The organism is Ruegeria sp. AK11 (assembly GCF_056541095.1).
Genome location: NZ_JBQFXU010000003.1, coordinates 62,483 through 89,381, shown reverse-complemented (window position 1 = coordinate 89,381; position 26,899 = coordinate 62,483). Strand labels below are relative to the sequence as shown.

27 protein-coding genes and 1 riboswitch are annotated in these 26,899 nt (G+C 56.6%); of the genes, 18 read left to right on the top strand and 9 right to left on the bottom strand.

Annotated features, from left to right (window positions below; genetic code table 11):
* Nucleotides 1-4 precede the first annotated feature (4 nt).
* Both fabB and fabA read right to left on the bottom strand, forming a co-directional pair.
* On the bottom strand, nucleotides 5-1,234 hold the full coding sequence (gene fabB / locus ACR0D9_RS09940; RefSeq protein WP_480538628.1) for a beta-ketoacyl-ACP synthase I: 1,230 nt from the start codon (nucleotides 1,232-1,234) through the stop codon (nucleotides 5-7).
* A 31-nt stretch (nucleotides 1,235-1,265) separates the two neighbouring features.
* A complete protein-coding gene (gene fabA / locus ACR0D9_RS09935; protein ID WP_209505371.1) occupies nucleotides 1,266-1,775 on the bottom strand; it encodes a bifunctional 3-hydroxydecanoyl-ACP dehydratase/trans-2-decenoyl-ACP isomerase in 510 nt (169 codons plus the stop codon).
* Between the two features lie 188 nt (nucleotides 1,776-1,963).
* Here fabA and irrA point away from each other — a divergent pair, with 188 nt between their 5' ends.
* The gene (irrA, locus tag ACR0D9_RS09930; RefSeq protein ID WP_480484074.1) at nucleotides 1,964-2,380 is read left to right on the top strand and encodes an iron response transcriptional regulator IrrA; all 417 of its coding nucleotides are present in this window, start codon (nucleotides 1,964-1,966) and stop codon (nucleotides 2,378-2,380) included.
* Here the strand turns inward: irrA and ACR0D9_RS09925 are convergent.
* On the bottom strand, nucleotides 2,358-3,281 hold the full coding sequence (locus ACR0D9_RS09925) for a LysR family transcriptional regulator (RefSeq protein WP_480538626.1): 924 nt from the start codon (nucleotides 3,279-3,281) through the stop codon (nucleotides 2,358-2,360). The two genes, irrA and ACR0D9_RS09925, sit on opposite strands and share 23 nt — an antisense overlap.
* Before the next feature lie 83 nt (nucleotides 3,282-3,364).
* Between ACR0D9_RS09925 and ACR0D9_RS09920 the strand changes: the two genes are divergently transcribed.
* Nucleotides 3,365-4,162 (top strand): phytanoyl-CoA dioxygenase family protein, encoded by a 798-nt coding sequence (locus ACR0D9_RS09920; RefSeq protein ID WP_480488270.1) that lies wholly within the window; start codon nucleotides 3,365-3,367, stop codon nucleotides 4,160-4,162.
* Between the two features lie 6 nt (nucleotides 4,163-4,168).
* On the opposite strand, the gene ACR0D9_RS09915 is transcribed toward ACR0D9_RS09920, so the two are convergent.
* On the bottom strand, nucleotides 4,169-5,032 hold the full coding sequence (locus tag ACR0D9_RS09915; protein ID WP_480538624.1) for a hypothetical protein: 864 nt from the start codon (nucleotides 5,030-5,032) through the stop codon (nucleotides 4,169-4,171).
* A gap of 122 nt (nucleotides 5,033-5,154) precedes the next feature.
* Here ACR0D9_RS09915 and miaB point away from each other — a divergent pair, with 122 nt between their 5' ends.
* The 10 genes from miaB to cmk all read left to right on the top strand — a co-directional run bounded on the left by miaB (nucleotide 5,155) and on the right by cmk (nucleotide 15,637).
* Entirely contained in the window at nucleotides 5,155-6,474 is a 1,320-nt protein-coding gene (gene miaB / locus ACR0D9_RS09910) for a tRNA (N6-isopentenyl adenosine(37)-C2)-methylthiotransferase MiaB (RefSeq protein WP_480484025.1), read from the top strand.
* A 172-nt stretch (nucleotides 6,475-6,646) separates the two neighbouring features.
* Nucleotides 6,647-7,411 carry an outer membrane protein gene (locus tag ACR0D9_RS09905; protein ID WP_480538622.1) on the top strand — a complete coding sequence of 255 codons (765 nt, stop codon included), beginning with the start codon at nucleotides 6,647-6,649 and terminating at the stop codon, nucleotides 7,409-7,411.
* 136 nt (nucleotides 7,412-7,547) lie between these two features.
* The gene (locus ACR0D9_RS09900) at nucleotides 7,548-8,570 is read left to right on the top strand and encodes a PhoH family protein (protein ID WP_480538620.1); all 1,023 of its coding nucleotides are present in this window, start codon (nucleotides 7,548-7,550) and stop codon (nucleotides 8,568-8,570) included.
* Between the two features lie 36 nt (nucleotides 8,571-8,606).
* Complete coding sequence (gene ybeY / locus ACR0D9_RS09895; RefSeq protein WP_480538618.1) at nucleotides 8,607-9,101, top strand: rRNA maturation RNase YbeY; 495 nt, start codon at nucleotides 8,607-8,609, stop codon at nucleotides 9,099-9,101.
* 35 nt (nucleotides 9,102-9,136) lie between these two features.
* Nucleotides 9,137-10,024 carry a hemolysin family protein gene (locus ACR0D9_RS09890; RefSeq protein WP_480484022.1) on the top strand — a complete coding sequence of 296 codons (888 nt, stop codon included), beginning with the start codon at nucleotides 9,137-9,139 and terminating at the stop codon, nucleotides 10,022-10,024.
* Nucleotides 10,021-11,535, top strand: coding sequence for an apolipoprotein N-acyltransferase (gene lnt / locus ACR0D9_RS09885; protein WP_480488260.1), 1,515 nt, complete (start codon nucleotides 10,021-10,023; stop codon nucleotides 11,533-11,535). Before ACR0D9_RS09890 ends, lnt begins: the two co-directional genes overlap by 4 nt.
* Before the next feature lie 30 nt (nucleotides 11,536-11,565).
* A riboswitch (SAM-SAH riboswitch) is annotated at nucleotides 11,566-11,614 on the top strand.
* 5 nt (nucleotides 11,615-11,619) lie between these two features.
* Nucleotides 11,620-12,801 carry a methionine adenosyltransferase gene (gene metK, locus ACR0D9_RS09880; protein ID WP_480484020.1) on the top strand — a complete coding sequence of 394 codons (1,182 nt, stop codon included), beginning with the start codon at nucleotides 11,620-11,622 and terminating at the stop codon, nucleotides 12,799-12,801.
* A 96-nt stretch (nucleotides 12,802-12,897) separates the two neighbouring features.
* Entirely contained in the window at nucleotides 12,898-13,608 is a 711-nt protein-coding gene (gene trmB, locus ACR0D9_RS09875) for a tRNA (guanosine(46)-N7)-methyltransferase TrmB (protein ID WP_480484019.1), read from the top strand.
* 68 nt (nucleotides 13,609-13,676) lie between these two features.
* A complete protein-coding gene (gene aroA / locus ACR0D9_RS09870) occupies nucleotides 13,677-15,023 on the top strand; it encodes a 3-phosphoshikimate 1-carboxyvinyltransferase (protein WP_267365452.1) in 1,347 nt (448 codons plus the stop codon).
* Nucleotides 15,020-15,637: a (d)CMP kinase gene (gene cmk / locus ACR0D9_RS09865; RefSeq protein ID WP_480488256.1), complete on the top strand. Its 618-nt coding sequence runs from the start codon at nucleotides 15,020-15,022 to the stop codon at nucleotides 15,635-15,637. The genes aroA and cmk overlap by 4 nt, the downstream gene beginning before the upstream one ends.
* 24 nt (nucleotides 15,638-15,661) lie before the next feature.
* Here cmk and ACR0D9_RS09860 read toward each other — a convergent pair whose 3' ends face one another.
* Entirely contained in the window at nucleotides 15,662-16,138 is a 477-nt protein-coding gene (locus tag ACR0D9_RS09860; RefSeq protein WP_480473785.1) for a YHS domain-containing (seleno)protein, read from the bottom strand.
* 629 nt (nucleotides 16,139-16,767) lie between these two features.
* Here ACR0D9_RS09860 and rpsA point away from each other — a divergent pair.
* The 6 genes from rpsA to ACR0D9_RS09830 all read left to right on the top strand — a co-directional run bounded on the left by rpsA (nucleotide 16,768) and on the right by ACR0D9_RS09830 (nucleotide 23,698).
* Nucleotides 16,768-18,444 carry a 30S ribosomal protein S1 gene (gene rpsA, locus ACR0D9_RS09855; protein ID WP_480484015.1) on the top strand — a complete coding sequence of 559 codons (1,677 nt, stop codon included), beginning with the start codon at nucleotides 16,768-16,770 and terminating at the stop codon, nucleotides 18,442-18,444.
* A gap of 270 nt (nucleotides 18,445-18,714) precedes the next feature.
* Nucleotides 18,715-18,999, top strand: a complete 285-nt coding sequence (ihfB, locus tag ACR0D9_RS09850; protein WP_050603110.1) for an integration host factor subunit beta — start codon at nucleotides 18,715-18,717, stop codon at nucleotides 18,997-18,999.
* A 7-nt stretch (nucleotides 19,000-19,006) separates the two neighbouring features.
* A complete protein-coding gene (locus tag ACR0D9_RS09845) occupies nucleotides 19,007-19,357 on the top strand; it encodes a LapA family protein (RefSeq protein ID WP_267365457.1) in 351 nt (116 codons plus the stop codon).
* Between the two features lie 5 nt (nucleotides 19,358-19,362).
* Nucleotides 19,363-20,007 carry a phosphoribosylanthranilate isomerase gene (locus tag ACR0D9_RS09840; protein WP_480484014.1) on the top strand — a complete coding sequence of 215 codons (645 nt, stop codon included), beginning with the start codon at nucleotides 19,363-19,365 and terminating at the stop codon, nucleotides 20,005-20,007.
* A 98-nt stretch (nucleotides 20,008-20,105) separates the two neighbouring features.
* Nucleotides 20,106-21,353 (top strand): tryptophan synthase subunit beta, encoded by a 1,248-nt coding sequence (trpB, locus tag ACR0D9_RS09835; protein ID WP_267365446.1) that lies wholly within the window; start codon nucleotides 20,106-20,108, stop codon nucleotides 21,351-21,353.
* A gap of 689 nt (nucleotides 21,354-22,042) precedes the next feature.
* Nucleotides 22,043-23,698 (top strand): Ig-like domain-containing protein, encoded by a 1,656-nt coding sequence (locus ACR0D9_RS09830; RefSeq protein ID WP_480538616.1) that lies wholly within the window; start codon nucleotides 22,043-22,045, stop codon nucleotides 23,696-23,698.
* 27 nt (nucleotides 23,699-23,725) lie between these two features.
* Here ACR0D9_RS09830 and ACR0D9_RS09825 read toward each other — a convergent pair whose 3' ends face one another.
* The 4 genes from ACR0D9_RS09825 to ACR0D9_RS09810 form a co-directional block, all read right to left on the bottom strand.
* Nucleotides 23,726-24,100, bottom strand: coding sequence for a DUF2237 family protein (locus ACR0D9_RS09825; protein ID WP_480538614.1), 375 nt, complete (start codon nucleotides 24,098-24,100; stop codon nucleotides 23,726-23,728).
* Nucleotides 24,101-24,109: 9 nt separating this feature from the next.
* Entirely contained in the window at nucleotides 24,110-25,273 is a 1,164-nt protein-coding gene (locus ACR0D9_RS09820; RefSeq protein ID WP_480538613.1) for a serine hydrolase domain-containing protein, read from the bottom strand.
* A gap of 83 nt (nucleotides 25,274-25,356) precedes the next feature.
* Entirely contained in the window at nucleotides 25,357-26,037 is a 681-nt protein-coding gene (pth, locus tag ACR0D9_RS09815; protein ID WP_480538611.1) for an aminoacyl-tRNA hydrolase, read from the bottom strand.
* A gap of 142 nt (nucleotides 26,038-26,179) precedes the next feature.
* A complete protein-coding gene (locus tag ACR0D9_RS09810) occupies nucleotides 26,180-26,827 on the bottom strand; it encodes a 50S ribosomal protein L25/general stress protein Ctc (protein WP_480484009.1) in 648 nt (215 codons plus the stop codon).
* Nucleotides 26,828-26,899 lie beyond the last annotated feature (72 nt).

Here is a 26,899-nt window from a genome sequence, read left to right as displayed (position 1 = left end):
ACTTTCACCCGTTATACTTAGACAGAATCATGGACCCGTTGGTGCCGCCAAAGCCGAAGCTGTTGGTCATGACACTGTCCAGTCCTGCGTTTTCAACCACTTCAGTTGCAATTTCACCGGGCAAGATGCCTTGGGCGAGTGTGTCGACATTGATCGACGGCGTAATAAAATCATTGTCCAGCATGAGCAGGCAGAAGATCGCCTCAAGCGCTCCTGCCGCGCCTTGCGCGTGGCCAGTCATCGATTTGGTCGAAGAAATCGGTGGCACATTGCCTTCACCGAATATGCGGCGCACAGCCTCTACCTCGCCTACGTCACCGACAGGGGTCGAGGTCCCATGTGCATTGATATAGCCGACTTTGCGACCTTCGGGCAATGTGGCCAGCGCCAGCCGCATTGCGCGCTCGCCGCCTTCACCCGAAGGGGCCACCATGTCGTGGCCATCCGAGGTAGCAGCATAGCCGGTGACTTCGGCATAAATCTTTGCGCCGCGGGCCAGAGCGTGCTCCAACTCCTCCAGAACGAGGATGCCGCCGCCACCGGAAATCACAAACCCGTCACGGTTTTCGTCAAACGCGCGCGAGGCTTTCTCGGGCGCGTCGTTATATTTTGACGACATCGCGCCCATTGCATCGAACAGGCACGAAAGTGTCCAGTCCAGTTCCTCGCCGCCGCCAGCGAACATGACGTCCTGCTTGCCCAGCATGATCTGTTCGGCCGCGTTGCCGATGCAATGTAGCGAGGTCGAGCAGGCCGAGGTGATCGAATAGTTGATACCCTTGATCTTGAATGCGGTCGCCAGGTTTGCCGAGATTGTCGAGCACATGCATTTCGGCACTGCGAACGGACCGATCCGCTTGGTCGCGCCTGTCTTCAGAACGGTCTGATGCGCCGTCAGCATCGCGCTTGTCGACGGGCCGCCAGAGCCCGCAACCAGTCCGGTGCGGGGATTAACGATCTGGTCTTCGGTCAGCCCGGAATCGGCAATCGCCTGGCTCATGGCGATATGTGCATAGGCGGCCCCGGGACCCATGAATCGCAGGGTACGTTTGTCCACGTGTTCAGCCACGTCAATCTTGAGCGTACCCGCGATCTGACTGCGAAACCCGTGTTCCACCATCTGTTCGCTGGCTTCGATCCCGGATTTACCAGCTTTAAGCGAGGCCAGAACCTCTTGGGCATTATTCCCGATCGAAGACACTACCCCCAGACCGGTGACGACTACTCGACGCATGTGCGCACTCCTTATTTCGGGTCGGTCAGGCTCAGGCCTCGGACAGAACGACCTTCATATCTTTGACATCATAGATCATCTCGCCATCGGCTTCGACGATTCCATCTGCCACACCCATGGTCAGGCGACGTGTCTGAATCGCTTTTTTGAAATCGATTTTATACGTTAGCATCTTGCGGTCGGGACGAACCATACCGGTCAGTTTCACTTCGCCCACGCCGACAGCCATGCCGCGCCCTTGCCAGCCACGCCAACCCAGGTTGAAACCGGTCAGCTGCCATAGACCGTCAAGGCCCAGGCAGCCCGGCATAATTGGGTTGCCGGGAAAATGGCAGTCAAAGAACCAAAGGTCAGGGGTGATATCGAACTCGGCCAGCACATGGCCCTTACCGTGCAGGCCACCGTCTTCCGAGATGTCGGTAATCCGGTCCATCATCAGCATTGGCGGGGCGGGCAATTGTGCATTGCCGGGGCCAAATAATTCGCCGCGGGCGCATTTCAGCAGATCGTCTTTGTCAAAACTGCTTGGGAACTGGGCCATTCTTGCCGCCTCTCCTGCCGTGGGTCCGTTCGTTATATCTGGCCTCGTCTAGCACCCGTTTGCAAGGTCCTGCAAGAGCAGCGGCTACATCATGTTGTGTATGCCGCGTTCTTTGCGAATGAATTTCATTTGAAATTGCCAACCATGCGCTCCTATATATAATGGAAGTGACTATGGGTATTGGATCAATGACACCGCAGAGCGGCGAAATAGCAACGGGTTGGCTGGTGAACGCCGGCCTGCGTCCGACGCGTCAGCGTGTGGCGTTGGCTGAGCTTCTGGTGGGCGATGGCCGCCATCGTCACGTCACCGCCGAGAGCCTGTTTGAATCGGCCAAGGAGAATGGTGACGCTGTGTCACTGGCGACGGTATACAATACCCTGCGCGCGTTTTGCGACGCTGGTGTTCTGCAGGAAATTACTGTGGACGGGTCAAAAAGCTATTTCGACACGAACACGCATGACCACCCTCATTTTTATTGGGAAGACGAGGCGCGCCTTAGTGATGCGCCGTCTGACCAATTGGTGATCCAACGCCTGCCTGAAGCGCCCGAGGGGGTCGAGATTGCCTCGGTCGACGTTGTCATTCGCCTGCGCAAAAAGTAGCGCCAATACCGCCTTTCAAACTCGCCAACAACAAACGTTCAACCTGATCAATGGTCGCGTCAGCTGGCCCTGTTCCGTGGCGCGCAAGAACAACGGACTCAGTTGCGTCCTGATCGCTGATCGGAACACTGACAAGACGTTTATTGTCATAACTGACCGGGTTGAGCGGGCTGGTATAGCTGATCCCGATCCCTTCGCCATGGGCGGCAAGACTGCGCTGAATCTCAATCGATGCCGCCCTATGCGCGACAGTCGGGTGCAGACCGTTGCGCCGAAAGAGGCTGAGGATGTGTTGTGCCGACCAGCCTTCTGTCGACAGGATCAACGGATGAGCGGCCAAGTCAGCCAGCGAGACTGTGCCCGCTGTCGCCAACGGATGATCCGGGGGCATAAGGGCCTTTGGCCGACTGTCGAACAGTTTTGCTCGTGTAAACCCCGCGTCCATTGTCAGCTCGTAAGTGATTGCAACATCGATCTGGCCATCAATCAATCTGTTCAACAGCCCTTCGAAGGAGGCGGCAAAATAAGTGATAGCGATGTTTGGAAAAGCATCGCGCAAATGGTGCAGGGCGGGTGCCAGCAGGAAGGGCGCGAGGTCCGTAAAACACCCCAGTCTTAGATGTGTCGTGCCCGGCGACGGAGTTTCAGATGACTCGATTTGGGCTGCGTCTTTCAGCAGGGTCTCGGCCTGATCGATGAATTTTCGCCCCTGAGGTGTCAGCGCCATGGCCGAACCTCGGCGGCGGATAAACAGCGGGTATCCCAAATGTGCTTCGACACGCGTCAGGGCCGTGGACAGTGCTGGTTGTGAAACATTCAGGTATTGTGCGGCTGCTGACAGGCTGCCGTGGCGCCCGACCGCGCAAACATATTCGTACTGACGCAGTGAAATGTATAACATGAAATTAATTATAACTTCGAAAGATATGATTTGAACAGAACACTCCTTCTACGCAAAAGATTGAAAAACGAATGGAGACCCGGATGCCTCACCCGCTTGTTACCCAAGAGATGATCACAACGTATCAGGATGATGGCGTCGTTCTGATCAAAGGGCTGTTTGCAGACTATGTGGATCAACTGCGGAAGGGTGTGGCCGCGAATATGGCAGAGCCTGGCCCGTATGCATCAGAAAACAAGAAAGAGGGTCAAACGGGTCTGTTCTTTGACGATTACTGCAACTGGACCCGCATTCCACAGTTCCGCGAGGCGATCGAAAACTCGCCCGCGGCCGAGGTCGCAGCGGACCTGATGCAGTCGAAAAGCGTGCAGGTGTTTCACGACCACGTATTGGTAAAAGAACCCGGGACATCCATGGCCACGCCCTGGCATCAGGATGGCCCATATTACTTCGTTGAAGGTCAGCAAACCATCAGCTTCTGGTCTCCGCTGGATCCGGTCAGGCAGGCGACGTTGCGCTGTGTCGCAGGCTCTCACCGGTGGGAGAAAGAGGTGCTGCCAACCCGCTGGGTTTCCGAGGAAGGTTTTTTCCCCGATGAAGGGCAGTACATCCCCGTGCCGGACCCGGATGCCGAGGGCATGAAAGTCGTTGAATTCGAAATGGACCCCGGTGACGCCGTTGCCTTCAATTATCGCACCCTTCACGGTGCGCGGGGTAACCACTCGGATAGCCGTCGCCGCGCCTTTTCTCTCCGGCTGGTCGGCGATGACGCACGGTATGTAGAGCGTCCAGGCAGAACCTCTCCACCTTTTCCCGGCCATGGCATGACACCGGGGCAGCGTCTTCGTGAAGACTGGTTTCCGGTCCTGTTTGAGCGCTGAGGCGCTTCAGAACCATTGGCCTGATTCGATCAGACCCAGATCCAGCAGCTGCCGCGAGTGCCATTCAAAAGGCACGGAGTTGCGCCAGCTAAAATTTGGAATGTCAAAAGTCGACCCGGCATTTGTTTTGAGCGCCTTCGCAGCGCGGAAGGAACAAATAGCTGCGGTCATGTTGTGATGCCAAGGGCAGGAATAGGTATTGTATTCCGGCTCATTGAACGTGTGGTCGGATTTCAGGATCAGGCCCTTTTGCGCCTTGAACAGGGCGATGCGGTCGATGCGACGGCGTTCATAGGGAATGTGATCCTCGAACCGCCAGCGCAAGCCACCTGACAGGTCAACCTGCCGGTCCAGCGTTTGGCCGTCAGGGTCGCGGCGTGATTGGGCATAGTAACCCGTTTTGTCGAACAAAGCCTGTTCGGGGGCGACACCGTTGGGAAAAGCGGTCAGATCCTCGGCATAAAGGTCGATGACGTAGCTCAGCATCGCGTTGCGGCGTTCTTCGCTGTGAAAGGCCAACATCTCAGCAATGCTGCGCGTTTCGCAAAACGGAAAGAACAGGTATTCGGCGTTGTAGCAGTAGTACATCCAGATGCCGGGCGCGGCCTGAATTATTCTGTTCAGGGTATCGAAAACCACCGTTCGGGGAACGCACTTCAAGGTGACCCGATGCACCCGGTCGGTCAACGCGGGCTCCAGTCGGAACTCCTGAGGCATGAAGGCGATAACGGATTTGAACCCTAGTTTCAGATGGTGATGCAGAGTACTTTCCAACTCGACCTCATCCTCGGCAAAGACCATCGCAACGGGGCCTTGCGCCATTGCGGGTTGCCCGGCTTTCAGGAAATGGTCGAGGGAATCGTATTGCATCGGCTGTTTTCAGTTTTGTCTTGCTGGAAAGTTCCGCCAAATTCGGGTAATTGCGCCCGCATTGCAAGCGGCGTTCGAAGCATATAGACGACGCCGGTCCAGCGAATGCAAAGGCCCGTCTCATGTCCGAACCGAAGAAGCTGTTTATCAAGACCTATGGCTGTCAGATGAATGTCTATGACAGTGAACGCATGTCCGAGGCGCTGGGCGGGCAGGGCTACGTTGAAACCCAGACCCCCGAAGATGCGGATATGATCCTGCTGAACACGTGCCACATCCGCGAGAAAGCGGCAGAAAAAGTGTATTCCGAACTGGGGCGCTTCAAGGGTCTGAAGGCCGAGAAGCCTGATCTGAAAATCGGCGTGGCGGGCTGTGTTGCTCAGGCGGAAGGCGAAGAGATCATGCGCCGCCAGCCTTTGGTTGATCTGGTGGTAGGTCCGCAAAGCTATCACCGCCTGCCCGAGATGGAGGCAAAGACCCGAGCGGGCGAAAAGGCGCTGGACACGGATTTCCCCGAAGAAGACAAGTTCGAAAAATTGAAAAACCGCCCCAAGGCCAAGCGCGGACCGACGGCGTTTTTGACTGTTCAGGAGGGCTGCGATAAATTCTGCGCCTTCTGCGTGGTTCCTTATACACGCGGTGCTGAAGTCAGCCGCCCAGCCGATCGCATCATCCGCGAAGCCCATGATCTGGTCGAACGCGGGGTACGCGAGATCACGTTGCTGGGCCAAAACGTCAACGCCTATCACGGTGCCGGGGCGAATGGTGACATGACGCTTGCCGGCTTGATCTGGGAACTGAACAAGGTCGACGGGCTGGAACGCATCCGCTTTACCACCTCGCACCCAAACGACATGGCCGACGATCTGATCGAGGCGCATGGCACCTGTGACAAGCTGATGCCTTATCTGCACCTGCCGGTTCAGTCGGGTTCGGACCGTATCCTCAAGCGGATGAACCGTAGCCATACGGCAGAAAGCTATCTGCGGCTGGTCGAACGCATTCGTGCGGCGCGTCCAGATATCGTGATGTCGGGGGACTTCATTGTTGGTTTCCCAGAAGAGACCGAAGATGATTTTCAGGCCACGATGGATTTGGTCGAAGAGGTCAAATACGGCTATGCCTATTCCTTCAAATACTCCACACGTCCAGGAACCCCGGCAGCTGAACGGTCGCAGGTTGATCCGGCTGCGGCAGATGAACGGTTGCAGCGGCTTCAGGCCTTGATCACGCGCCATCAGCGAGAGATTCAGGACGGTATGGTTAGACGCACTGTCCGCGTTCTTTTCGAAAAACCGGGTCGCTTGTCCGGGCAGATGGTTGGAAAGTCCGAATATTTGCATTCGGTGCACGTAAAAGGACCAGAGATCGCCACGGGTGACTTGAGAGAAGTCCGGATCACTGAGTCCGGGGCGAATTCTCTGGCCGGTGAGTTGTTGTAGGTCGGTGTAAACACCTCCCGGACACCATAGTTGGTGTTTGTTTCCAAAATTTACCCTTGATTTATTGCTTGGAACTATGCTCCGAGAGGAGCCATGGTTTTTTGGGCGCAAGGTTCTGCGTCCGCAAATCGGCAGTATGCCGGTCCCGGAAAACGGGATGAGGGAGGTGCGAGTGACGACTATCAAGAGCTTTAGGAGCCTGAGCAGGTTGAAAACGCTGACGCTAACTGCCGCTGTTACACTGATTGCCGGCGCATCCATGGCCGGTGATTTGAAAGGTGCGGTAACCGATCCGGAAGTGGTAGGCCCGGAAAGATTCAGCACTGATGTCAGCGCTTTTTACCTGGGACTTACCGGCGGGTATGGGTCCGGCGGGGACGATCGGTTTGGCCTGACAACGCCCAGCAGGCAGTTTGATATCGGTGATCAGGACTTGTCGGGGACATACGGGGGGCTCCGGGGGGGGTGGCGTGGTATTTTACCTGCTACCGGTGGGCGCGACTATGTCTATGGCTTTGAAGTCGGGTATGAATTCGGTTCCCTGGACGACACTGTCAGCAGGCGGATCGGCGGCGTCAATGTGCAAGGCGGAACAGAGATTTCGGATGTTCTGGCAGTCCGATTTCGTAATGGTCTGACAAACCGCAGCGGACGAATTCTGTATTTCTTCAGTGTCGGATATCTGTGGGGCGATGTGGAAACAACCAACAGCTTGGCATTGGGCCCGACGGTTCAGAATTTCTCGGCGTCAGATCGGCGGAACGGTTATTCGGCAAGCATAGGGGCCGAGCATAAGTTGTCCGACAATTGGTCGATTACGGGCGAATATGAATATGTCCAATTCCAATCAAAAAACGTCCAGTTCAGTTCTGGCTTTTCCACAAAGTCCACACCAAAATACAGCGGTTTGAGATTCGGGCTGAACTATACCTTCTGATGTTCGCCCAATCGGCAACCGATCACCGTTAAATCGGCTGTTATGACATCTCAGCGTTTATTTTTGAAACTGTGGCTTGCGCCTACCAAGATTTGTTGTCTACGCTCGGAGTGAACAGCCAAGACAGGAGAGCGGATTGGCCATCGGTGCCCTGACCCCACCGCAAGATGAAATGCCCCAACACGAGGCGTTCGTAGAATTTCCAGACAACCGATTGCTGATTGACCTGTGCGGTGAATATGACCGCAATCTGGCCGAGATCGAAACCAAGCTTTCGGTCCAGATTGTACGTCGCGGCAATCAGTTGGTTGTTATGGGCGATGATGATGCTCAGAAACAGGCGGTTGAAGTGCTTCAATCGCTGTATACACGGCTTGAAGGTGGGCGCGAGGTTGAGGCCGCAGACGTCGATCGCGAGTTGCGGATGGGTGTTTCGGAGCAGGGAACTGGAAGCCGCGATGGCGATCAGCTTGAGATGTTCAAGGGCGGTTCTGTCGAGATCAAGACCCGCAAGAAGCTGGTTGAGCCGCGCACCGACGCCCAGAAAGCCTATGTCCAGTCACTGTTCAACAATGAGCTGGCCTTTGGAATTGGTCCAGCGGGGACGGGTAAGACCTATCTGGCGGTGGCGGTCGGGGTTTCGATGTTCATCGGCGGGCATGTGGATCGAATCATCCTGAGCCGTCCGGCGGTCGAGGCGGGCGAGAAACTGGGCTATCTGCCGGGTGACATGAAGGATAAGGTCGACCCTTACATGCAACCGCTTTATGACGCGCTGAACGATTTTCTGCCCGGAAAACAGTTGGCCAAACTGATCGAAGAGAAACGAATCGAAATCGCTCCGCTGGCCTTTATGCGCGGTCGTACGCTGGCCAACGCATTTGTGGTTCTGGACGAAGCGCAAAACGCCACCACGATGCAGATGAAGATGTTTCTGACCCGTCTGGGGGAAGGAAGCCGCATGGTCATCACCGGCGACCGGTCACAGGTCGATTTGCCGCGTGGTGTTCAATCGGGTCTGGCGGATGCTGAGAGGTTGTTGAAAACGATCCCGAATATCAGTTTTAACTACTTCACCTCGAAAGACGTGGTGCGCCACCCGCTTGTCGCTGCGATCATCGAGGCGTATGAGGCCGATGCGGGCCGTGAAACCACGTGAGCACATAGCCCGTTAACGAGGCTGTTGTGCGGTAAGATGACCCTGGATCTCATTTTCGAAGACGAAAGGTGGCAAGATCTTGAGGTCTTGTCACAAAAGGCGATTAACGCCGTTCTGACCCATTGCGGTTTGACCCCGGAGCTGTGCGAAGTCAGTATTCTGGGGTGCAACGATGCGCGGATTTCCGAACTGAACGCAGAATTTCGGGGCAAACCGACGCCCACCAATGTGCTGAGCTGGCCTGCGGAAGACCTGGCTCCGGACGAGGCAGGGCAATCACCACGCCTGCCAGAGCCGGACTTTACCGGCGAGATTGTTCTGGGCGATGTTGCGATTTCCTATGACACCTGCGCCCGAGAGGCGGCCGAAGCCAACAAGGCAATGAGTGATCACGTGACCCATTTGCTTGTTCACGGAACGTTGCATTTGCTGGGTTATGATCACATTCGTGACCCCGATGCCACCTTGATGGAAGGGATTGAGGTCAAGATACTTGGCAAATTGGGTATTGATGACCCATATAAGGTATAATGTGGGTTCAAGACCCGATCAGTTGGAACAAGGTAATGGGCGATATAGAAGGCAGTTCTAGGGCGGCGCAAAGCGCGCAACCTCAGGACAGCAGTACTGAAACGGAAGAGAAAACCGGTTTGTTTTCTCGAATCCTCGAAGTGTTTTCGAGCGATGATACTCAACCGGACCAGACGGTGAACGGACAAAACGCGGCTGTGGCGCAGCCACGCGGGATGATTAACCTGCGCCGGATGCGCGTTGAGGATGTTGCCATCCCTACCGCTGAAATCGTCTCGGTACCTTCGACGATCACAAAAGATGAACTGGCGGATGTTTTCCGAAGCAGTGGTATGTCGAGGATTCCAGTCTATGAGGGAACCTTGGATACACCGCTTGGTTTTGTTCACCTCAAGGATTTTGCTCTGACCCACGGTTTCAACGGTGGGGGTAAAAAGTTTGATCTGACCTCTATGCTGCGGACGCTATTGTTCGTGCCGCCATCCATGCCAATCGGCGTCTTGTTGACCAAGATGCAAACCGAGCGGCGTCACATGGCATTGGTGATTGATGAATATGGCGGCGTTGATGGTCTGCTGACGATCGAAGACCTGATCGAGCAGGTCGTGGGTGAAATCGCTGACGAGCACGATGCGGATGAAGACCAGCTTTGGGTGCAGGAAAAGCCCGGATGCTATGTGGTACAGGCACGTGTGCCGCTCGAAGATTTCGAGGCCGAGATTGGCCGGTCTCTGACCAGTCATGAAGACGTCGACGAAGAGGAAATCGATACTCTGGGCGGGCTTGTCTTTATGCTCTCCGGCCGCGTTCCGGCGCGGGGTGAGGTTGTCATTCACCCAGAGGGCCCGGAATTCGAAGTGATCGAAGCCGATCCACGCCGAATCAAACGGCTGCGCGTCATGCTGCCGGACGTTGCTGCATGACCCCAGTAAGGGGCTGGCCATTATCGTTGAGATTGTTGGTCGCTGCCACCCTTGGCGGGGCAGGCGCGTTTGGTCAGGCGCCTCATCTGTATTGGGGCGCAACCGTTTTGGCTCTGGTCCTGATTGTGCCGATTTTCCTTGCCAGCGAAACCCGAGGCCGGGCGGCATGGGTCGGCTGGGCCTTCGCGACCGGCTATTTTGCCCATGCCCTTGGCTGGATCATTGAGCCGTTTCAGGTGGATGCTGAACGACATGCCTGGATGGCCCCGTTTGCGTTAGTATTCTTGGCGGGCGGACTGGCCTTGTTCTGGGCTGCCGCCTTTGGCCTGTCGCGCAATATTGGTGCCACGCCCATTCGTCAGGGCATATTACTGGTTGCAGTCTTGTCCCTGGCAGAGGTGGCGCGTGGATATGTGATGACCGGCTTTCCATGGGCTGGCGTCGCGCAGATTTGGGTGGATACACCGGTGGCTCAGGTGCTGTCTCTGGTTGGGCCATATGGGTTGAACGCGCTGACCTTTGCCGCAACGTTACCAATTGGCGCGGCATTGGTGCAGGATAAACCCTTGAACGGTTTGGTGCGGACCCTGGGTTGTACCGGCGTGATGGCAGCGATGGCGATTGCCTACGGGTTGACGCGACCCGTCGTTCAGGACGGTTCACATCTGGTTCGCGTGGTCCAGCCGAATGCCCCTCAGCACCAAAAATGGGATCCGGCATATGCGCCTTTGTTTTTCGCGCGTCAGGTTGAATATACCGCAGCCTTTCCCAGACCCGACCTGATTGTCTGGCCCGAGACCGCAGTTCCAGCTTGGTTAGGTAGCGCACAACCGTTTCTGTCAACTGTTGCGGATGCCGCGCAGGGTGTGCCGGTGATATTGGGGATTCAGCGCGCAGAAGGCCCGAGAATCTTCAACTCGCTGGTCTATCTGGATGAAACCGGGCGTCAGGCAGGGTTGTATGACAAACACCATCTGGCGCCTTTCGGTGAATACGTCCCCTTGGGTGACCTGATGGGGCGTTTCGGGGTCAGTGGCTTGGCAGCCACAACCGGGCACGGGTTCAGCGCGGGGCCGGGCCCCGCCCTGTTGGACCTCGGCAAGCTTGGAAGCGCATTGCCCCTGATTTGCTACGAAGCCATTTTCCCGCAAGATGTGAATGGTGCGCCGGGCCGGGCTGACTTCTTATTGCAGATCACAAATGACGCGTGGTTTGGTACGCGGTCGGGACCGTTTCAACACCTGGTGCAAGCCCGGATGAGGGCAATTGAGCAGGGCTTGCCGATGATACGTTCGGCCAATACCGGTGTATCGGCCATAATTGACCCATTGGGTCGGGTGACTGCGTCGTTGGCTCTGGGTGAGGCAGGATATGTGGACGCCGCGTTGCCGCAACCACACCGTCGCACGACTTATGCACGTATCGGGGACAGTCCGATCGTTGTTGTCTTACTGTTTATTCTGGCGATGGCGCTGTTTCGTACTCGCGGCAACCGGGCAATTAGAGATTGACCCCAACTTTGGGCAAGCGTATGCGTCTGTGGTCTGCCACAACGGCTTCCTGGCGTGGCGGAGAAACCTTAATGGAGCACATTTATGTCCCGACAGAACTATACTTTTACTTCGGAATCCGTTTCTGAAGGGCACCCGGATAAGGTCTGTGACCGTATCTCGGATGCTGTCCTTGATGCATTTCTAAACGAAGAGCCTGAGGCGCGCGTGGCCTGCGAAACCTTTGCCACGACCAACCGCATCGTTATCGGTGGCGAAGTTGGTCTGTCGGACAAGGACAAACTGCATGACTACATGAGCCGCATCGACGAAATTGCGCGCGAGTGCGTGAAAGACATCGGATATGAGCAGGACAAGTTCCACCACGAAACAGTCGAGGTGACGAACCTTCTGCACGAACAATCCGCCCATATCGCGCAGGGCGTGGATGCCGCGGACAACAAGGACGAAGGCGCTGGCGACCAGGGCATCATGTTTGGCTTTGCCACAACAGAAACGCCTGCGCTTATGCCTGCGCCGATCCAGTATTCGCACGCAATCCTGCGGCGTCTGGCCGAAGTGCGCAAGAACGGCACCGAGCCTGCACTGGGGCCGGATGCGAAATCTCAGTTGTCCGTCGTTTATCAAGACGGCAAACCAGTCGGCGTCAGCTCGATCGTTCTGTCGACGCAGCATCTGGATGAGGCGCTGACGTCGGATGACATCCGCGCCATCGTTGAACCCTATATCCGTGAAACTCTGCCCGAAGGCTGGCTGTCGGCTGATACCGAATGGCACGTCAACCCGACCGGCAAATTCGTTATTGGCGGACCGGATGGCGACGCGGGTCTGACCGGTCGTAAGATCATCGTGGATACCTATGGTGGCGCGGCCCCGCATGGTGGCGGTGCTTTCTCGGGCAAAGATCCGACCAAGGTTGACCGTTCGGCGGCCTATGCCGCGCGCTACCTGGCGAAAAACGTCGTAGCCGCCGGTATGGCCGAGCGCTGCACCATTCAGTTGAGCTATGCCATTGGCGTATCGAAGCCGCTGTCGATCTATGCAGACACGCATGGCACGGGTCAGGTTGCAGATGCGGCGATCGAAAAAGCAGTTGGCCAGATCATGGATCTGACACCCCGCGGTATTCGTCAGCACCTTCAGCTGAACAAGCCGATCTACCAGCGTACAGCGGCTTACGGGCACTTTGGTCGCGAACCGGATGCGGATGGCGGTTTTAGCTGGGAACGCACTGATCTGGTCGACGCACTGAAATCAGCAGTTTGATCTGAAAAATCCAAAGCGCGCCTTCAGGGGCGCGCTTTTTCTTTGGGGCGGTGCACGCTCTTGCAACGTACTCCGCTGCGCAGTATGGCCACCGCCATGAGCACCGAGACCCCACAACGCCCGCGCAGAAACTTTTATGGCCGTTTCAAGGGCAAGACCCTAAAGCCCAGTCAAAAGACCTATCTGAACGAAGATCTGGCTGAATTGTCACCCGGCGCTGTGGACTGGGACATTAACCCTGAACGCAAGCCGCTGGACCTGGATGGCCTGTTCGGCGGTAAGCCGGTCTGGTTGGAAGTCGGCTTTGGCGGTGGTGAGCATCTGGTGCACCAGGCGCAAAACAATCCTGACATTGGCATCATCGGGGCCGAGCCTTACATCAACGGTGTTGCCATGCTGCTGGGCAAAATCCGTCAGGCAGGTGTTGAAAACCTCGCCGTGCACCCCGGAGATGCGCGTGATCTGTTCGACGTGCTGCCAGAGGTCAGCATTTCGCGCGCGTTCCTTCTCTATCCCGATCCATGGCCCAAAACGCGGCATCATCGCCGTCGGTTTGTAACCCAGGAACATCTTGAGCCATTCGCAAAGGTGCTGAAACCCGGGGCGATCTTCCGGGTTGCTACTGACATTCCCGATTACGTGCGTCAGACATTGGAAGAGGTTCCGCGCGCCGGGTTTGAATGGCTGGCCGAACGCCCTTCGGACTGGCGCGAACCGTGGAACGACTGGATCTCTACGCGATACGAGCAGAAGGCGCTACGCGAGGGTCGGACACCTCACTACCTGACCTTCCGACGCAAAGGCTGATTGCCGCTGGACCAACGGGCGTCAATTCGCTAATCGGCTTGAGCACTGATAGCGCAAAAGGAGCCCTCATGTCCGGACACGGCACGCCCATCCCGATGACCTCGCATCCCTGCGGCCCGCTGACCGGCATGGCAGAGGTGCCCGGCGATAAGTCGATTTCGCACCGGTCGCTGATCCTTGGCGCAATGGCCGTGGGTGAAACCCGGATTTCGGGCTTGCTGGAGGGCGAAGACGTTCTGGATACCGCCAAGGCGATGCGTGCCTTCGGTGCCGAGGTCACAGATCACGGAAACGGGGAATGGACAGTGCACGGCGTGGGTGTCGGTGGCTTCGCCGAACCGGGTCAGGTGATCGACTGTGGCAACTCGGGAACCGGTGTGCGGCTGATCATGGGGGCGATGGCGACCTCTCCGATCACTGCGACATTTACTGGTGATGCCAGCCTGAACAAACGCCCCATGGCGCGTGTTACAGACCCTCTGGCCCTGTTTGGGGCAGAATCGGTTGGGCGGTCCGGCGGGCGCTTGCCGATGACCATCGTTGGCGCGGCGGACCCGACCCCTGTGCGATACGAAGTTCCTGTGCCGTCGGCGCAGGTGAAATCTGCCGTTCTGCTGGCGGGTCTGAATGCTCCCGGAAAGACCGTTGTGATCGAGAAAGAGGCCACGCGTGACCATTCCGAACGGATGCTGGCTGGATTTGGTGCCGAGATCACCGTCGAGGATACCGACGAGGGCCGAGTTATCACTTTGACCGGTCGCCCGGAACTGAAGCCGCAGGTCATCGCTGTACCGCGCGATCCGTCCAGTGCGGCTTTTCCGGTTTGCGCGGCGTTGATCACACCTGGATCCGATGTTTTGGTGCCTGGGATCGGTTTGAACCCCACACGCGCGGGCCTCTTTACGACCTTGCGCGAGATGGGCGCTGATCTGACCTATGAAAACGAACGCGAAGAGGGAGGCGAACCAGTCGCCGATTTGCGCGCCAAATACTCGCCCAACATGAAAGGCATCGACGTTCCTTCCGAGCGTGCCGCCTCAATGATCGATGAATACCCGGTTCTGTCGGTAGTGGCTGCAAATGCCACAGGCACAACGATGATGGGTGGCGTGAAAGAGCTGCGCGTGAAGGAAAGCGACCGGATTGACGCCATGGCCCGTGGCCTGCGCGCCAACGGGGTGACTGTTGCCGAAGGTGACGATTGGTGGTCGGTTGAAGGGCTGGGCATCGGCAACGTTCCGGGTGGAGGCACCTGCGAAAGCTTTCTGGATCACCGCATCGCCATGTCGTTCATGGTGATGGGTATGGGTGCACAGAGCCCCGTGAGTGTGGATGACGGCGGCCCGATCGCGACGTCGTTCCCGATCTTTGAACCACTGATGGAGTCGCTGGGTGCAAAGGTAGAGCGCACGTGAGTTTCACTGTTGCCATTGACGGACCAGCGGCTGCGGGCAAGGGCACGATATCCAAGGCTGTGGCGGCGCATTTCGGCTTTGCCCATCTGGACACGGGCTTGCTGTATCGCGCTGTCGGAAGGCGGACCCTGGAAGGGGTTGACGCGCTTGAGGCCGCACAGGCCCTGACAGCGGAAGAACTTGAACAAGGCGACCTGCGCACCGCCGAGATTGCGCAGGCAGCTTCCAAAGTGGCGGTTCTTCCGGAAGTTCGTGCGGCCTTGGTCAATTTTCAGCGCGCTTTTTCCCGCAGGGCAGGTGGGGCCGTTCTGGACGGTCGTGATATCGGCACGGTGATTTGTCCGAATGCCGAAGTGAAGCTGTTTGTAACAGCCAGTGCTGAAGTGCGCGCCGAGCGACGCTTCCTGGAGCTAAGTGCAAAAGGCGCTGACGTAACCCGTGAACAGGTTCTGGCAGATGTCAGAGAACGGGATGCGCGAGATGCTGAGCGCAGCACCGCTCCGATGAAACCCGCTGAGGATGCCGTGCGGTTGGACACCACCGATTTGAGTATCGAGGCGGCGTTGGCCAAAGCCCTTGAGGTGATCAACGCAAAACTGCCCGCGACGCGTTAACGCCGCAGGCAAACGGGGCAGGTCTTACAGCTCGCCCACGGCGACGGTTTTGATATTCGCCCATTGGTCATCCGCCGTCTTTGCGGTGGCGACAACGTCCTTCAAAAAGGCTGCCCGGGTTTCCGCGTTCAGGAACAGAAACAGTTTTCCGTCTGCGACAAGGTATTGATCCGGGTCACCGTCAAACTTCTTGCCGACCGATACGCCGAATGAACAGAAGCCACCATGCTGCGGCAGGTATGCAGCAGGGTTTGCCTCGAACGCTTCACGGTTCGCGGCGGACGTGAAATAATAGGAGGCTCCGTCATAAGTTGACGAATGAGTGGCGAAGCCTTCGACCGGGTTGCCATCATTGACCAATGCAACCAGATCAACGCCATGTGCGGCCAGTGGCGCACCAGCGGCTGAAATGCCGTTGGACACGTTGATTTCGTCAGCGGCAAAGGCCGGGGTGGACAGGGCAATTGCAGTCGCCATGGCGGCAAAGATGAGAGATTTCATAATATTTTCCTTTTGGTTCTGGTTTCTGGTCGACCTCTTTGTCGACCGATAAAGCTAAATTAGGGAAAGGATACGGAACGTTTAATCTCAGATACGTCACCAAATCTTGCAGATCGTACAAACAGTCGAATGGTTGGCGTTCACTCTCCAATTCTCCACCATCCATCCTGTGACGCAGGAAGCCGGGCGCCGCGTGACGCGCGAAAAGTTGAGACATATCACCTTTGCGTTGCATGCTGAGGCTTAGCCGCGTGGTTCGGTTCCCGGTACCAGGATTCCTTCGGGCAAGAACCTGCCGCGGACCATGCAGACTTTTTCAGTCAGAACCTGCTATCATTCAGGTTGCCATCTTGCATTGGGGATCAGCGCTAGGCAGGAGTTCCTGCGCGCGCTGCCGCGCACCATAGGCTTTGCACTTGCACCGGTTCAAGATTCAGCCTATACGCGCGCTGTCGATACAAGGGCGGTCAACGTCCGGATGACGTTTCTGAGCAGGGCCGGGTTACCTCGGCCCTTTGTGTTTGTTTGCTCGGGGCGCACCGGATCACGCCTGAAGACGTCATGAAACAAGACCGGCGGAGACAACCGCTCGGCCAGCAAAAACGTACTGTAAAGGAAATGAACGCCACATGGCTAACGCATCCATGGAGGAATTCGAAGCCCTCCTGAATGAAAGCTTCGAAATGGACACGCCCGAAGAGGGTTCTGTTGTCAAAGGCAAGATTCTGGCGATTGAAGCCGGTCAAGCCATCATCGACGTCGGCTATAAAATGGAAGGCCGCGTTGATCTGAAAGAATTTGCAAATCCCGGCGAAGCACCTGAAATCGCTGTCGGCGACGAGGTCGAAGTTTACCTGCGTGCCGCAGAAAACGCCCGTGGCGAAGCCGTCATCTCGCGCGAGATGGCCCGCCGCGAAGAGGCATGGGACCGCCTGGAAAAAGCATATGCCGACGACCAGCGTGTCGATGGTGCGATCTTTGGCCGCGTCAAAGGTGGCTTCACCGTCGATCTGGGTGGCGCAGTTGCATTCCTGCCCGGTTCGCAGGTTGACGTACGCCCCGTACGCGACGCAGGCCCGCTGATGGGTCTGAAGCAGCCGTTCCAGATTCTGAAAATGGACCGCCGCCGTGGCAACATCGTTGTGTCGCGCCGCGCAATCCTGGAAGAATCGCGTGCCGAACAGCGCGCCGAAGTCATCGGCAACCTGACCGAAGGTCAGAACGTCGAGGGCGTGGTCAAGAACATCACCGAATACGGCGCATTCGTTGACCTGGGCGGCGTAGATGGCCTGCTGCACGTCACTGACATGGCATGGCGTCGTGTGAACCACCCGTCCGAGATCCTGACGATCGGTGAAACCATCAAGGTTCAGGTCATCAAGATCAACAAAGACACCCACCGCATCAGCCTGGGCATGAAGCAGCTTCAGGAAGATCCGTGGGATCTGGTTGCTGCCAAGTACCCTCTGGGCTCGGTTCATCAGGGTCGCGTCACCAACATCACCGACTACGGCGCATTCGTCGAACTGGAAGCCGGTGTCGAAGGTCTGGTGCACGTGTCCGAGATGTCCTGGACCAAGAAAAACGTCCACCCCGGCAAGATCGTCTCGACCAGCCAGGAAGTCGACGTCATGGTTCTGGAAATCGACGGTGCCAAGCGCCGCGTGTCTCTGGGCCTGAAGCAGACTCAGCGCAACCCATGGGAAGTGTTTGCAGAAACCCACCCCGAGGGCACCGAAGTCGAAGGCGAAGTCAAGAACATCACCGAATTTGGTCTGTTCATTGGCCTCGAAGGAGACATCGACGGCATGGTTCACCTGTCGGACCTGTCCTGGGACGAGCGTGGCGAGGATGCGATCCAGAACTACCGCAAAGGCGACATGGTTTCGGCCGTTGTCTCGGAAGTGGATGTCGAGAAAGAGCGTATCTCGCTGTCGATCAAAGCTCTGGGCGGTGACAAGTTCGCAGAAGCCGTTGGCGGCGTGAAGCGTGGCTCGGTCATCACTGTCGAAGTGACTGCAATCGAAGATGGCGGCATCGAGGTTGAGTACGAAGGCATGAAGTCGTTCATCCGTCGTTCCGATCTGTCGCGTGACCGTTCCGAACAGCGCCCCGAGCGTTTCTCGGTCGGTGACAAGGTTGATGTCCGCGTAACCAACGTCGACAGCAAGACCCGTCGTCTGGGTCTGTCGATCAAGGCACGCGAGATCGCAGAAGAGAAAGAAGCCGTGGAACAGTACGGTTCTTCCGACTCGGGCGCGTCGCTGGGCGACATTCTGGGCGCAGCGCTGAAGTCGGGCGACTAAGCCCGGGGCGCATCCCAAGTATGATTTACGGCCTCGCATGGAAGTGCGGGGCCGTTTTTGTTGCGAATCAACATGTTCCAAACACGCTGCTCAAACTCGATAATGTTCGCGCTTGAAGTGTGTAAATCGCCCTGTCGGGCAAAATTTCGTGTGAGAATATGGCAAAATAAAGCCTCAACACGCAGAGTATCCGTTCCCCCGTTCTGGGTTTTTTCCTATACTGTCAAAACAGTAGACCTGTCACACCGGCTGCCTGGGAGGGTATCACGAATGATCCGTTCAGAACTGATTCAGAAAATCGCTGACGAAAACCCGCATCTCTATCAGCGTGATGTCGAGCGGATTGTGAACACCGTGTTCGAAGAAGTCACCGATGCCATGGCGCGCGGCGACCGGGTCGAACTGCGTGGCTTTGGTGCCTTTTCGGTGAAAAAGCGGGATGCCCGCGTTGGGCGCAACCCCCGTACCGGTGAAACCGTTCAGGTCGAAGAAAAATGTGTACCATTTTTCAAAACTGGTAAGTTGCTCAGGGATCGTTTGAACGGTAAAGCCTGACCTCATGATGCGTTACCTTCGATATGCTTTTCTTGGGACTCTCGGGATCGTTCTGATTTCCGTTTCCTTGGCAAATGTTCAGTCTGTAGAACTGAAACTGATGCCCGATGCTCTGGCCGAGCTTCTGGGCTTTAACGTCAGTACCTCTTTACCACTTTTTCTGGTCGTTCTGGGCGGTGTTGTCGCCGGTTTGATCATCGGTTTCATGTGGGAATGGCTGCGGGAACACAAACACCGCCGCGATGCGACCGTGAAAAAGGGCGAGGTCCGCAAGCTTGAACGCGAGGTCAAGAAGCTCAAGAAAAAGCAGAACGAGGGTAAGGATGATGTTCTGGCCCTGCTTGACGAGGCCAGCTGAGGCTTATGTCTACCGATGTGTCCGTTAAAATCTGCGGTTTGACCGCCTCAGAACATGTGCGCGCAGCCGTTGCAGCCGGTGCGCGCTATGTCGGGTTCAACTTTTTTCCCAAATCGCCCCGTTACGCACCGATACCGCAAGCCGCGGCGTTGGCCGCCGAAGTACCAGTCGGCGTCGCCAAGGTCGCTCTGGCCGTGAATTTCTCGGACGCGCAGCTTGATGAGATTGTCGCGGGGGTTCCGCTGGATATGTTGCAGCTTCACGGCGGAGAGAGCCCCGAGCGTGTGGCAGAGATCAAGCAGCGCTATGGCCTGCCCGTCATCAAGGCGATCGGTGTTGCCGAGGCCGAGGATTTGGCTGCGATTGATCTGTATTCCGAAGTTGCAGACCAGCTTCTGATCGATGCAAAGCCGCCGAAGAATTCGGAACTTCCCGGCGGCAACGGTCTTCCTTTTGACTGGCGGCTGCTGGCAGGTCGAAAATATTGGCGCAGGCCGTGGATGTTGTCCGGTGGTCTGAACCCAGACAATGTCGCTGAGGCGATCCGCATGACGGGTGCGCGGCAAGTCGATGTGGCGTCGGGTGTTGAAAGCGCGCCGGGCGTAAAGGACGCTGGACTGATACAGGCATTTATCGACGCGACACGCTGATTTTGTTTGCCGCTGCCAGGGGGCGACATGGTGCGTTTTGCCATGGCAAATCCCGCGACGACCACCTATGAAAGTCAGGTACGACGAGGGAGACACCCATGGCCAACGATCTTTTCAATTCCTTCATGTCCGGCCCTGACGAGCAAGGGCGCTTTGGCATATTCGGCGGGCGTTTTGTCAGCGAAACGCTGATGCCGCTGATCCTGTCACTGGAAGAGGAATACAACAAAGCCAAGGATGATCCGACCTTCTGGGCCGAGATGGATGATCTGTGGGCCAACTATGTGGGCCGCCCCTCACCTCTGTATTTCGCGGAACGCCTGACCGAGCATCTGGGCGGGGCGAAGATCTATCTGAAACGTGATGAGCTGAACCACACCGGCGCACACAAGATCAACAACGTGCTGGGCCAGATCATTCTGGCGCGACGCATGGGCAAGACCCGGATCATTGCCGAGACCGGGGCAGGGCAGCACGGTGTGGCCACAGCCACGGTCTGCGCGAAATTTGGTTTGAAATGCATCGTCTATATGGGTGCCCATGACGTGCAACGTCAGGCCCCGAACGTGTTTCGTATGCGCCTGCTGGGGGCCGAGGTGATCCCTGTGACCTCGGGTCGCGGTACGCTGAAGGACGCGATGAATGACGCGCTGCGTGACTGGGTGACCAATGTGCGCGATACGTTCTACTGCATCGGCACAGTGGCCGGTCCGCACCCATACCCGGCGATGGTGCGTGATTTCCAGTCGATCATTGGCAAGGAAGCGAAAGAGCAGATGATGAAGGCCGAAGGCCGTCTGCCCGACACGATCATTGCGGCAATCGGCGGCGGCTCGAACGCGATGGGTCTGTTCTATCCTTTCCTTGATGACAAGGACGTCAATATCATCGGTGTCGAGGCCGGCGGTAAAGGTGTAAATGAAAAGATGGAGCATTGCGCCTCGCTGACAGGCGGTCGTCCGGGCGTTCTGCATGGCAACCGCACCTATCTGCTGCAGGATGATGACGGGCAGATTCTGGAAGGCTATTCGATTTCGGCCGGTCTGGACTATCCGGGTATCGGGCCCGAACATTCCTGGTTGCATGAGGTTGGTCGCGCGACTTACGTCTCGATTACCGACAAGGAAGCGCTTGAGGCATTCCAGCTCTGCTGTGCCACTGAGGGTATCATTCCGGCGCTGGAACCCAGCCACGCTCTGGCGCATGTCATGAAGATCGCGCCCGAGTTGCCCAAGGACCACCTGATCTGCATGAACATGTGTGGACGCGGTGACAAGGATGTTCAGACCGTCGCAAAATACCTGAACTTTGACATGTCTGACACCGAGGGCCGCACGGCCGGTTGATTTCGAACCGGGGCCACATGCCCCGGTTTACAGTCTTGATCAAGCAAGCTGTCGGAACACCCTTCGGTCCACCCTTGATTGTAATGCTGCTCCGAAATGGCCTTCGGATCTAATTGGTGTTTTAACGGGCGCAGACGGATTGTTGTTCCTGCCCTGGTGTGGCATCCGGTTTGGTCACCGTATGTTGGCCCTCGCAGGCGATCTTTTTGAACCCGACGGAGCCCGGTCAAAGAATCGTCCACAAGCGATATTACCCCGTTCAACCTGCGCCCGAAGGTTTCCAATTGGAGATCAGTGCAGCAAGCGGTGCCGTACTGTTGCAAAATTGCTGGACTGTCAGTGACTATGTCCTTTCTGTCTTTGCATGTGATTTTCCAGCGCAGCCTGTCTCACGTTTCTATCTCCACTCGACAACACAGCAAAAATTGGGTGTTTCAAGCCGTTTGAGATTTGGTCCAGGTCAAAACCCGCTTGTTCCAACAACACGACGTGTCCCGCACGCCCCAGTTGATTCCTGTCGCGTTCTATACAGCGTCTTCCAATTGAATTAACTTCTCATTAACCGGCGATTTGCGGTCGGTTCTGGGGATGTCTCTGCGAAGATGGGGCAAGGATGACGCTGCTTGGGATGCGATTTTAACCCCGGGCACTCTGGTGTTTGGCACCCACGCGGTGCTGTAGGAGGTAATATGGTTTGGTCCGCAATTACGAGGCTGTCGTGCCTGGGTCTTTTGGTTTCCGCGCTTTTGATGGGAAGCGTCAAACAGGGTCTGGCGTTTGGCAACCCTTCGTTTCCGTCCCAGACAGTCGCAACACCTAACGGCGGGCAGATTTTCTTTTCCAATCTCCAAAGTACTGCGACAGCGTTCATGTCGTTGGGCGGCTCGGGTGAAGGCCCGGGAGGATCGTTCTATTTCAACAATGGTGTTTTGACTCAACCTGCTATTACGCCAGCAGGATTGGCCAATCTGGGATATATTGGCGCGACGATACTCAGCCAGAATGGAGCCGATTCCACTTACGCCGCTGATGGCTATCTTGGGGTCATGTTCACCGCGCGCGAAACCGTCGGAGGGCCACTATACCTTTATGAAATCGCGCTGTCGGGTGTCACGAATACCCAGATTATCAACACTCGGACTTTGGCAGACACGACGCAGCCGACGGCCTCAATTGGTGCGCTGACAACAATCGGGAACGGTACGTTCCAAGCGGTGATCACACTGAGTGAACCCAGCACAGATTTCACGGTGGGCGACTTGTCGGTTACCAATGCCTCCGCAAGCCTGACAGGATCGGGAACCAATTATGTTGCGACGTTAACTGCGCAAAATAACGGTACAATTGAGCTGTTTATTCCCGCAGGCGTTTTTTCGGATGCCGCCGGGAACCTGAACCTTGCGTCCAACAGGGTCAGCACACAACAGGGTGTAACGGACACACAGCGACTGGTGCAGGCCTTTCAGAACGCCCGGGCCAACAGCCTCGTGACCAATCAGCCAGAGCTGACGCAGTTTCTTCAGCAATCAGGATCAGGTGCGCTGGACTCGTCGGTAACGCAAGGATCGGGGTATCTGAAATTTGCAAGTGACCCAACCCACCCGGTCTGGTTCAATCTGTCCGGGAACTGGAGCTCTCAAAACGATTACGACAGTTCTTATGCCTTGGCCGTGGTGGGGGCGCATGGCTGGGTGAACTCGAACCTTCTGATCGGCGCCATGTTGCAGATCGACTATGCCGAAACCGAAAACGGCCCGGCCAGCGTGGATGGCACAGGGTGGCTGGTCGGACCTTATGTCGTCGCCAAACTGCCCAGCCAGCCGGTGTTTTTCGAAGGGCGCGTTCTGTACGGTCAGGCTGATAACGACATTTCTCCACTGGGCACCTATACCGACAGTTTCGATAGTGAACGCTGGCTGATCCAGTCGCGCGTAACCGGAGAGTTCAAGCGCGGTGACCTGACGCTTATGCCGCTGCTGGATGTTAGCTATGCCAGCGACGATCAGGAGGCTTATACCGATAGTCTGGGCAACCTGATCCCACAGCAGGATTTCAGCCTGACCACTGCACGGCTGGGTATGGATTTCAGTCACCCAATCCAGGTGTCGCATGGTCAGATGATGCTGACCGGTGGTTTGTCTGGTATCTGGAGCACAACATCCGGCTCAGGCACTGTTCCTGGCGTGACACCGATAGGGGATACCGCCCGCGCCCGCGCTGATCTGGGTTTTGACTATCGGCTGGAAAACGACAGCCTTCTGGCTGCAAACCTGTTCTATGACGGTATCGGCGAAAGCGGTTTTGAAAACTACAGTGTCAGCCTGATCTGGCAAATGGCATTCTGAATCAGCCATGCGCCCCTTATGGGTCCTTCAGGTCTTTGCCTTATTTTGAAGCAAAATGTCGAGCGGTACGATCTCCAGCGCGCGTTGATGTGTCGCCTCCAGATGAACCTGTGGCGCGCATCCTTCGTCATGAGCTTGCAAAAACCGGCTGGCGCATAAACACCAGCTGTCGCCGGGGCGAAGGCCGGGAAAGTCGAATTCGGGTCGTGCCGTGCTCAGATCATTGCCGACATATTTTGAGAATGCCAGAAACTCGGCCGTCATCACGGCGCAGACGGTATGACTGCCCTGATCCTCGAGGCAGGTATTGCAGGCGCCATCCCGGAAAAACCCCGTCAAAGGGTCGCGAGAGCACGGGGCCAGAACGCCACCCAGTACATTGATACTGTCTTGTTTCTGCATAATGGCATCTTACAGACTTTCCGCAATCTTGCGGAACATTTCGATGTTAAGATCATTCACGCCGGGTTCACGGAACAGCCTGTCTGCACCAGTGGACACAATCAGAACGCCCCTGGGTTGGTTGAAATAGATGTATTGCCCATAGACGCCACGGGCCAGAAACTCTCCTTCATGCGCGCCGCGGGGAATCCACCATTGATACCCGTACCCGATCTCTCCTTGTGCGGTCGGTGCGCTGGGTTGGGTGGCTTCGAAAATCCATTCGGCAGGAACCAGTTGTTTTCCATTCGCGATGCCGTCCTGCAGGATCATTTGTCCGAACCGGGCGAAATCACGCGTGGTAAAGTTGAGGCCCCCCAAAACAAAAGCGACCCCTGCACCATCCGTGATGTAGTATCCGTCCCGCTCCAGCCCCAACGGTTGAAGGATCTTTTCCGTCAGAAGGTCTGCCACATTCCGCCCGGTCGCACCGCGTATCACCATGCCCAGAACATGGGTGTCGATCGACACGTATTGCCAGGTTTCACCCGGCGTCGCAAAGCTGTCTTGCAGCGAGGCTGCAAAATCGTCCAGCTCACCACCCAGGGCAACCACACGCCCCATCCGGTTGATGTCGGAATTTGGGTCGAGATAATCTTCATCAAACGTCACGCCGCTTGCCATGTTCAGCACGTTGCGGATCGACGCGGTTTCATACGCGCTGCCTTTCAGTTTGGGCGCATATTTGACGACCGGGTCATCCAACGACCCGATTGCGCCCTCTTGCAGCAGGACACCGAAGAGCGCCGAAAGATAGCTTTTGGCGACCGACCAGGAAATCCTCCGGTCATCCGGCCCGGTGCCAAGATAATATTCCTCGAATCTGATCTTGCTGTTCTGCATGACCAGCAACGACGTGACCGATCGTTCATCGATCCAGCTGTCGGTTCCTTCCGGCAAGTCGAATCCTTCGCCATAAGGCAGGTCCCAGGTTGGCGCGTCTCCGCGCGGCAGGTTTACGGTCAGAAAAGCCTCATCCATATGCGAGAAATTGTGAACGATCTTCTCTTCCGAAAATAACGAGTTTACGGCCAATAGGCGCTGCAACTCTTCGCGCTTCCACAGCCCGACGGCAGTGGCGGCCAGAACCAGCGCCAGTACGATGCGCAGCACCCACTTCAATATGGATTTCATCGCATTGCCTCCCTAGTTGGCCGGTATTGGAACGCGGGAGGTTGCATTCTGCAACCTCTACGTAACGGAAAGAGGCCGGGGTGCTACCTGAATTTGTCCAAAAGCTTCTGCATGGCAGATCGGTCGTCATCCTCGGTGTCGGGTGCGGGCGTTGAAGGTGTGTCGGCTTTTGGTGCGTCGGTCTTTGATGATCGCGACGGGGCAGTGCGCAATGCAACTGCATTCATGAACTTGCCGCCCTCGTCCTGAGCCAGATAAGCAGCCCCGTCCGAAACACCCCGAAGAACGTCGTCCAGCCAGCTGGTTTCGGATTTCGCAAAATCACTGAGCACGTACCCCGAAACCATTTCCTTGCGGCCCGGATGCCCGATCCCAAGGCGTACACGGTCATAGGCCGCCCCGATATGCTCATGGATCGAGCGCAGACCGTTATGCCCGGCGTGCCCGCCCCCTGCCTTGACGCGCAATTTGCCCGGGGCAAGGTCCAATTCGTCATGAAATACAACAACGTCAGTGGATTCCAGCTTGTAAAACCGCATCGCCTCGCCGACGGATTGACCCGATCGGTTCATGTAGGTTTGCGGTTTCATCAGCAGGACTTTCTCGGTGCCAAGCCGACCTTCCGAAATCTCGGCCTGAAACTTCGATTTCCAGGGACCAAAACCGTGATCTTCTGCGATACGGTCCAGGGCCATGAACCCGATATTGTGCCGGTTCCGGGCATATTTCTGACCCGGGTTTCCCAATCCAACAAACAGCTTCATGTTTCCGTTTTGCCTCTGTAGCTCCAAAACCATTTCATGCCCGGAAATCGTCAGGAAATCCAGTCAGGCCTGATTATTGGACCCGCAAAAAAAACGGGGCTCACCCGAGCCCCGCTTCAAAGTCGGAAACATTGTTCCAGACTTATTCTTCTTCTTTTCCGACAACTTCGACTTCATCGGCTGCAACTTCACCATCTTCATCGTCGTCGCTGGTGGACAGACCAGTCGGCGCCGAGATGTTGGCAATCACAAAGTCACGGTCGATGGTTGGTTTGGTGCCCTCAGGCAGTTCAACCGACGAAATGGTCACAACGTCATTGATGTTCAGACCGGTCAGATCAACGGTGATCTTTTCAGGAATGTCACCGGCGGTGCACATCAGTTCGACTTCCGGGCGGACAACGGTCAGAACGCCACCCTTTTTGATGCCAGGGGCCGCAGCTTCATTGATGAACTCAACGGGGATGAACAACGCGATCTTGGTGGTCCGGCGCAGGCGCATCAGGTCCAGATGGGTCGGCAGGTCTTTGACGACATCACGCTGAACGTCGCGGCAGATGACGCGGACGTCATCGTGGCCTTCAACTTTCAGGTTCCACAAGGTCGACTTGAACCGGCCCGCTTTCAGGCGCTTGAACAAGACGTTGAACGGGATCTGGATTGGCAACGGTTCTTTGTCGCCACCAAATACGATGCCCGGAACCATGCCGTCGCGGCGTGCTTGACGAGCGGCGCCCTTGCCTGTCCCCGTCCGTTCCAGAGCTACGAGATCAGGAATCTCACCAGCCATGATATATTCTCCAATGTTAGGGCGGGCATCCTCCAAGGCTGTATACCCGCGTGAAGCCGCGTCCTTAGCTTG

Bases quoted from the DNA above. Each gene is read 5' to 3' on its own strand.
- fabB (WP_480538628.1), bottom strand. From the start codon at position 1,234: ATGCGTCGAGTAGTCGTCACCGGTCTGGGGGTAGTGTCTTCGATCGGG.
- fabA (WP_209505371.1), bottom strand. From the start codon at position 1,775: ATGGCCCAGTTCCCAAGCAGTTTTGACAAAGACGATCTGCTGAAATGC.
- irrA (WP_480484074.1), top strand. From the start codon at position 1,964: ATGACACCGCAGAGCGGCGAAATAGCAACGGGTTGGCTGGTGAACGCC.
- ACR0D9_RS09925 (WP_480538626.1), bottom strand. From the start codon at position 3,281: ATGTTATACATTTCACTGCGTCAGTACGAATATGTTTGCGCGGTCGGG.
- ACR0D9_RS09920 (WP_480488270.1), top strand. From the start codon at position 3,365: ATGCCTCACCCGCTTGTTACCCAAGAGATGATCACAACGTATCAGGAT.
- ACR0D9_RS09915 (WP_480538624.1), bottom strand. From the start codon at position 5,032: ATGCAATACGATTCCCTCGACCATTTCCTGAAAGCCGGGCAACCCGCA.
- miaB (WP_480484025.1), top strand. From the start codon at position 5,155: ATGTCCGAACCGAAGAAGCTGTTTATCAAGACCTATGGCTGTCAGATG.
- ybeY (WP_480538618.1), top strand. From the start codon at position 8,607: ATGACCCTGGATCTCATTTTCGAAGACGAAAGGTGGCAAGATCTTGAG.
- ACR0D9_RS09890 (WP_480484022.1), top strand. From the start codon at position 9,137: ATGGGCGATATAGAAGGCAGTTCTAGGGCGGCGCAAAGCGCGCAACCT.
- lnt (WP_480488260.1), top strand. From the start codon at position 10,021: ATGACCCCAGTAAGGGGCTGGCCATTATCGTTGAGATTGTTGGTCGCT.
- metK (WP_480484020.1), top strand. From the start codon at position 11,620: ATGTCCCGACAGAACTATACTTTTACTTCGGAATCCGTTTCTGAAGGG.
- trmB (WP_480484019.1), top strand. From the start codon at position 12,898: ATGAGCACCGAGACCCCACAACGCCCGCGCAGAAACTTTTATGGCCGT.
- aroA (WP_267365452.1), top strand. From the start codon at position 13,677: ATGTCCGGACACGGCACGCCCATCCCGATGACCTCGCATCCCTGCGGC.
- ACR0D9_RS09860 (WP_480473785.1), bottom strand. From the start codon at position 16,138: ATGAAATCTCTCATCTTTGCCGCCATGGCGACTGCAATTGCCCTGTCC.
- rpsA (WP_480484015.1), top strand. From the start codon at position 16,768: ATGGCTAACGCATCCATGGAGGAATTCGAAGCCCTCCTGAATGAAAGC.
- ihfB (WP_050603110.1), top strand. From the start codon at position 18,715: ATGATCCGTTCAGAACTGATTCAGAAAATCGCTGACGAAAACCCGCAT.
- ACR0D9_RS09845 (WP_267365457.1), top strand. From the start codon at position 19,007: ATGCGTTACCTTCGATATGCTTTTCTTGGGACTCTCGGGATCGTTCTG.
- ACR0D9_RS09840 (WP_480484014.1), top strand. From the start codon at position 19,363: ATGTCTACCGATGTGTCCGTTAAAATCTGCGGTTTGACCGCCTCAGAA.
- trpB (WP_267365446.1), top strand. From the start codon at position 20,106: ATGGCCAACGATCTTTTCAATTCCTTCATGTCCGGCCCTGACGAGCAA.
- ACR0D9_RS09830 (WP_480538616.1), top strand. From the start codon at position 22,043: ATGGTTTGGTCCGCAATTACGAGGCTGTCGTGCCTGGGTCTTTTGGTT.
- ACR0D9_RS09825 (WP_480538614.1), bottom strand. From the start codon at position 24,100: ATGCAGAAACAAGACAGTATCAATGTACTGGGTGGCGTTCTGGCCCCG.
- ACR0D9_RS09820 (WP_480538613.1), bottom strand. From the start codon at position 25,273: ATGAAATCCATATTGAAGTGGGTGCTGCGCATCGTACTGGCGCTGGTT.
- pth (WP_480538611.1), bottom strand. From the start codon at position 26,037: ATGAAGCTGTTTGTTGGATTGGGAAACCCGGGTCAGAAATATGCCCGG.
- ACR0D9_RS09810 (WP_480484009.1), bottom strand. From the start codon at position 26,827: ATGGCTGGTGAGATTCCTGATCTCGTAGCTCTGGAACGGACGGGGACA.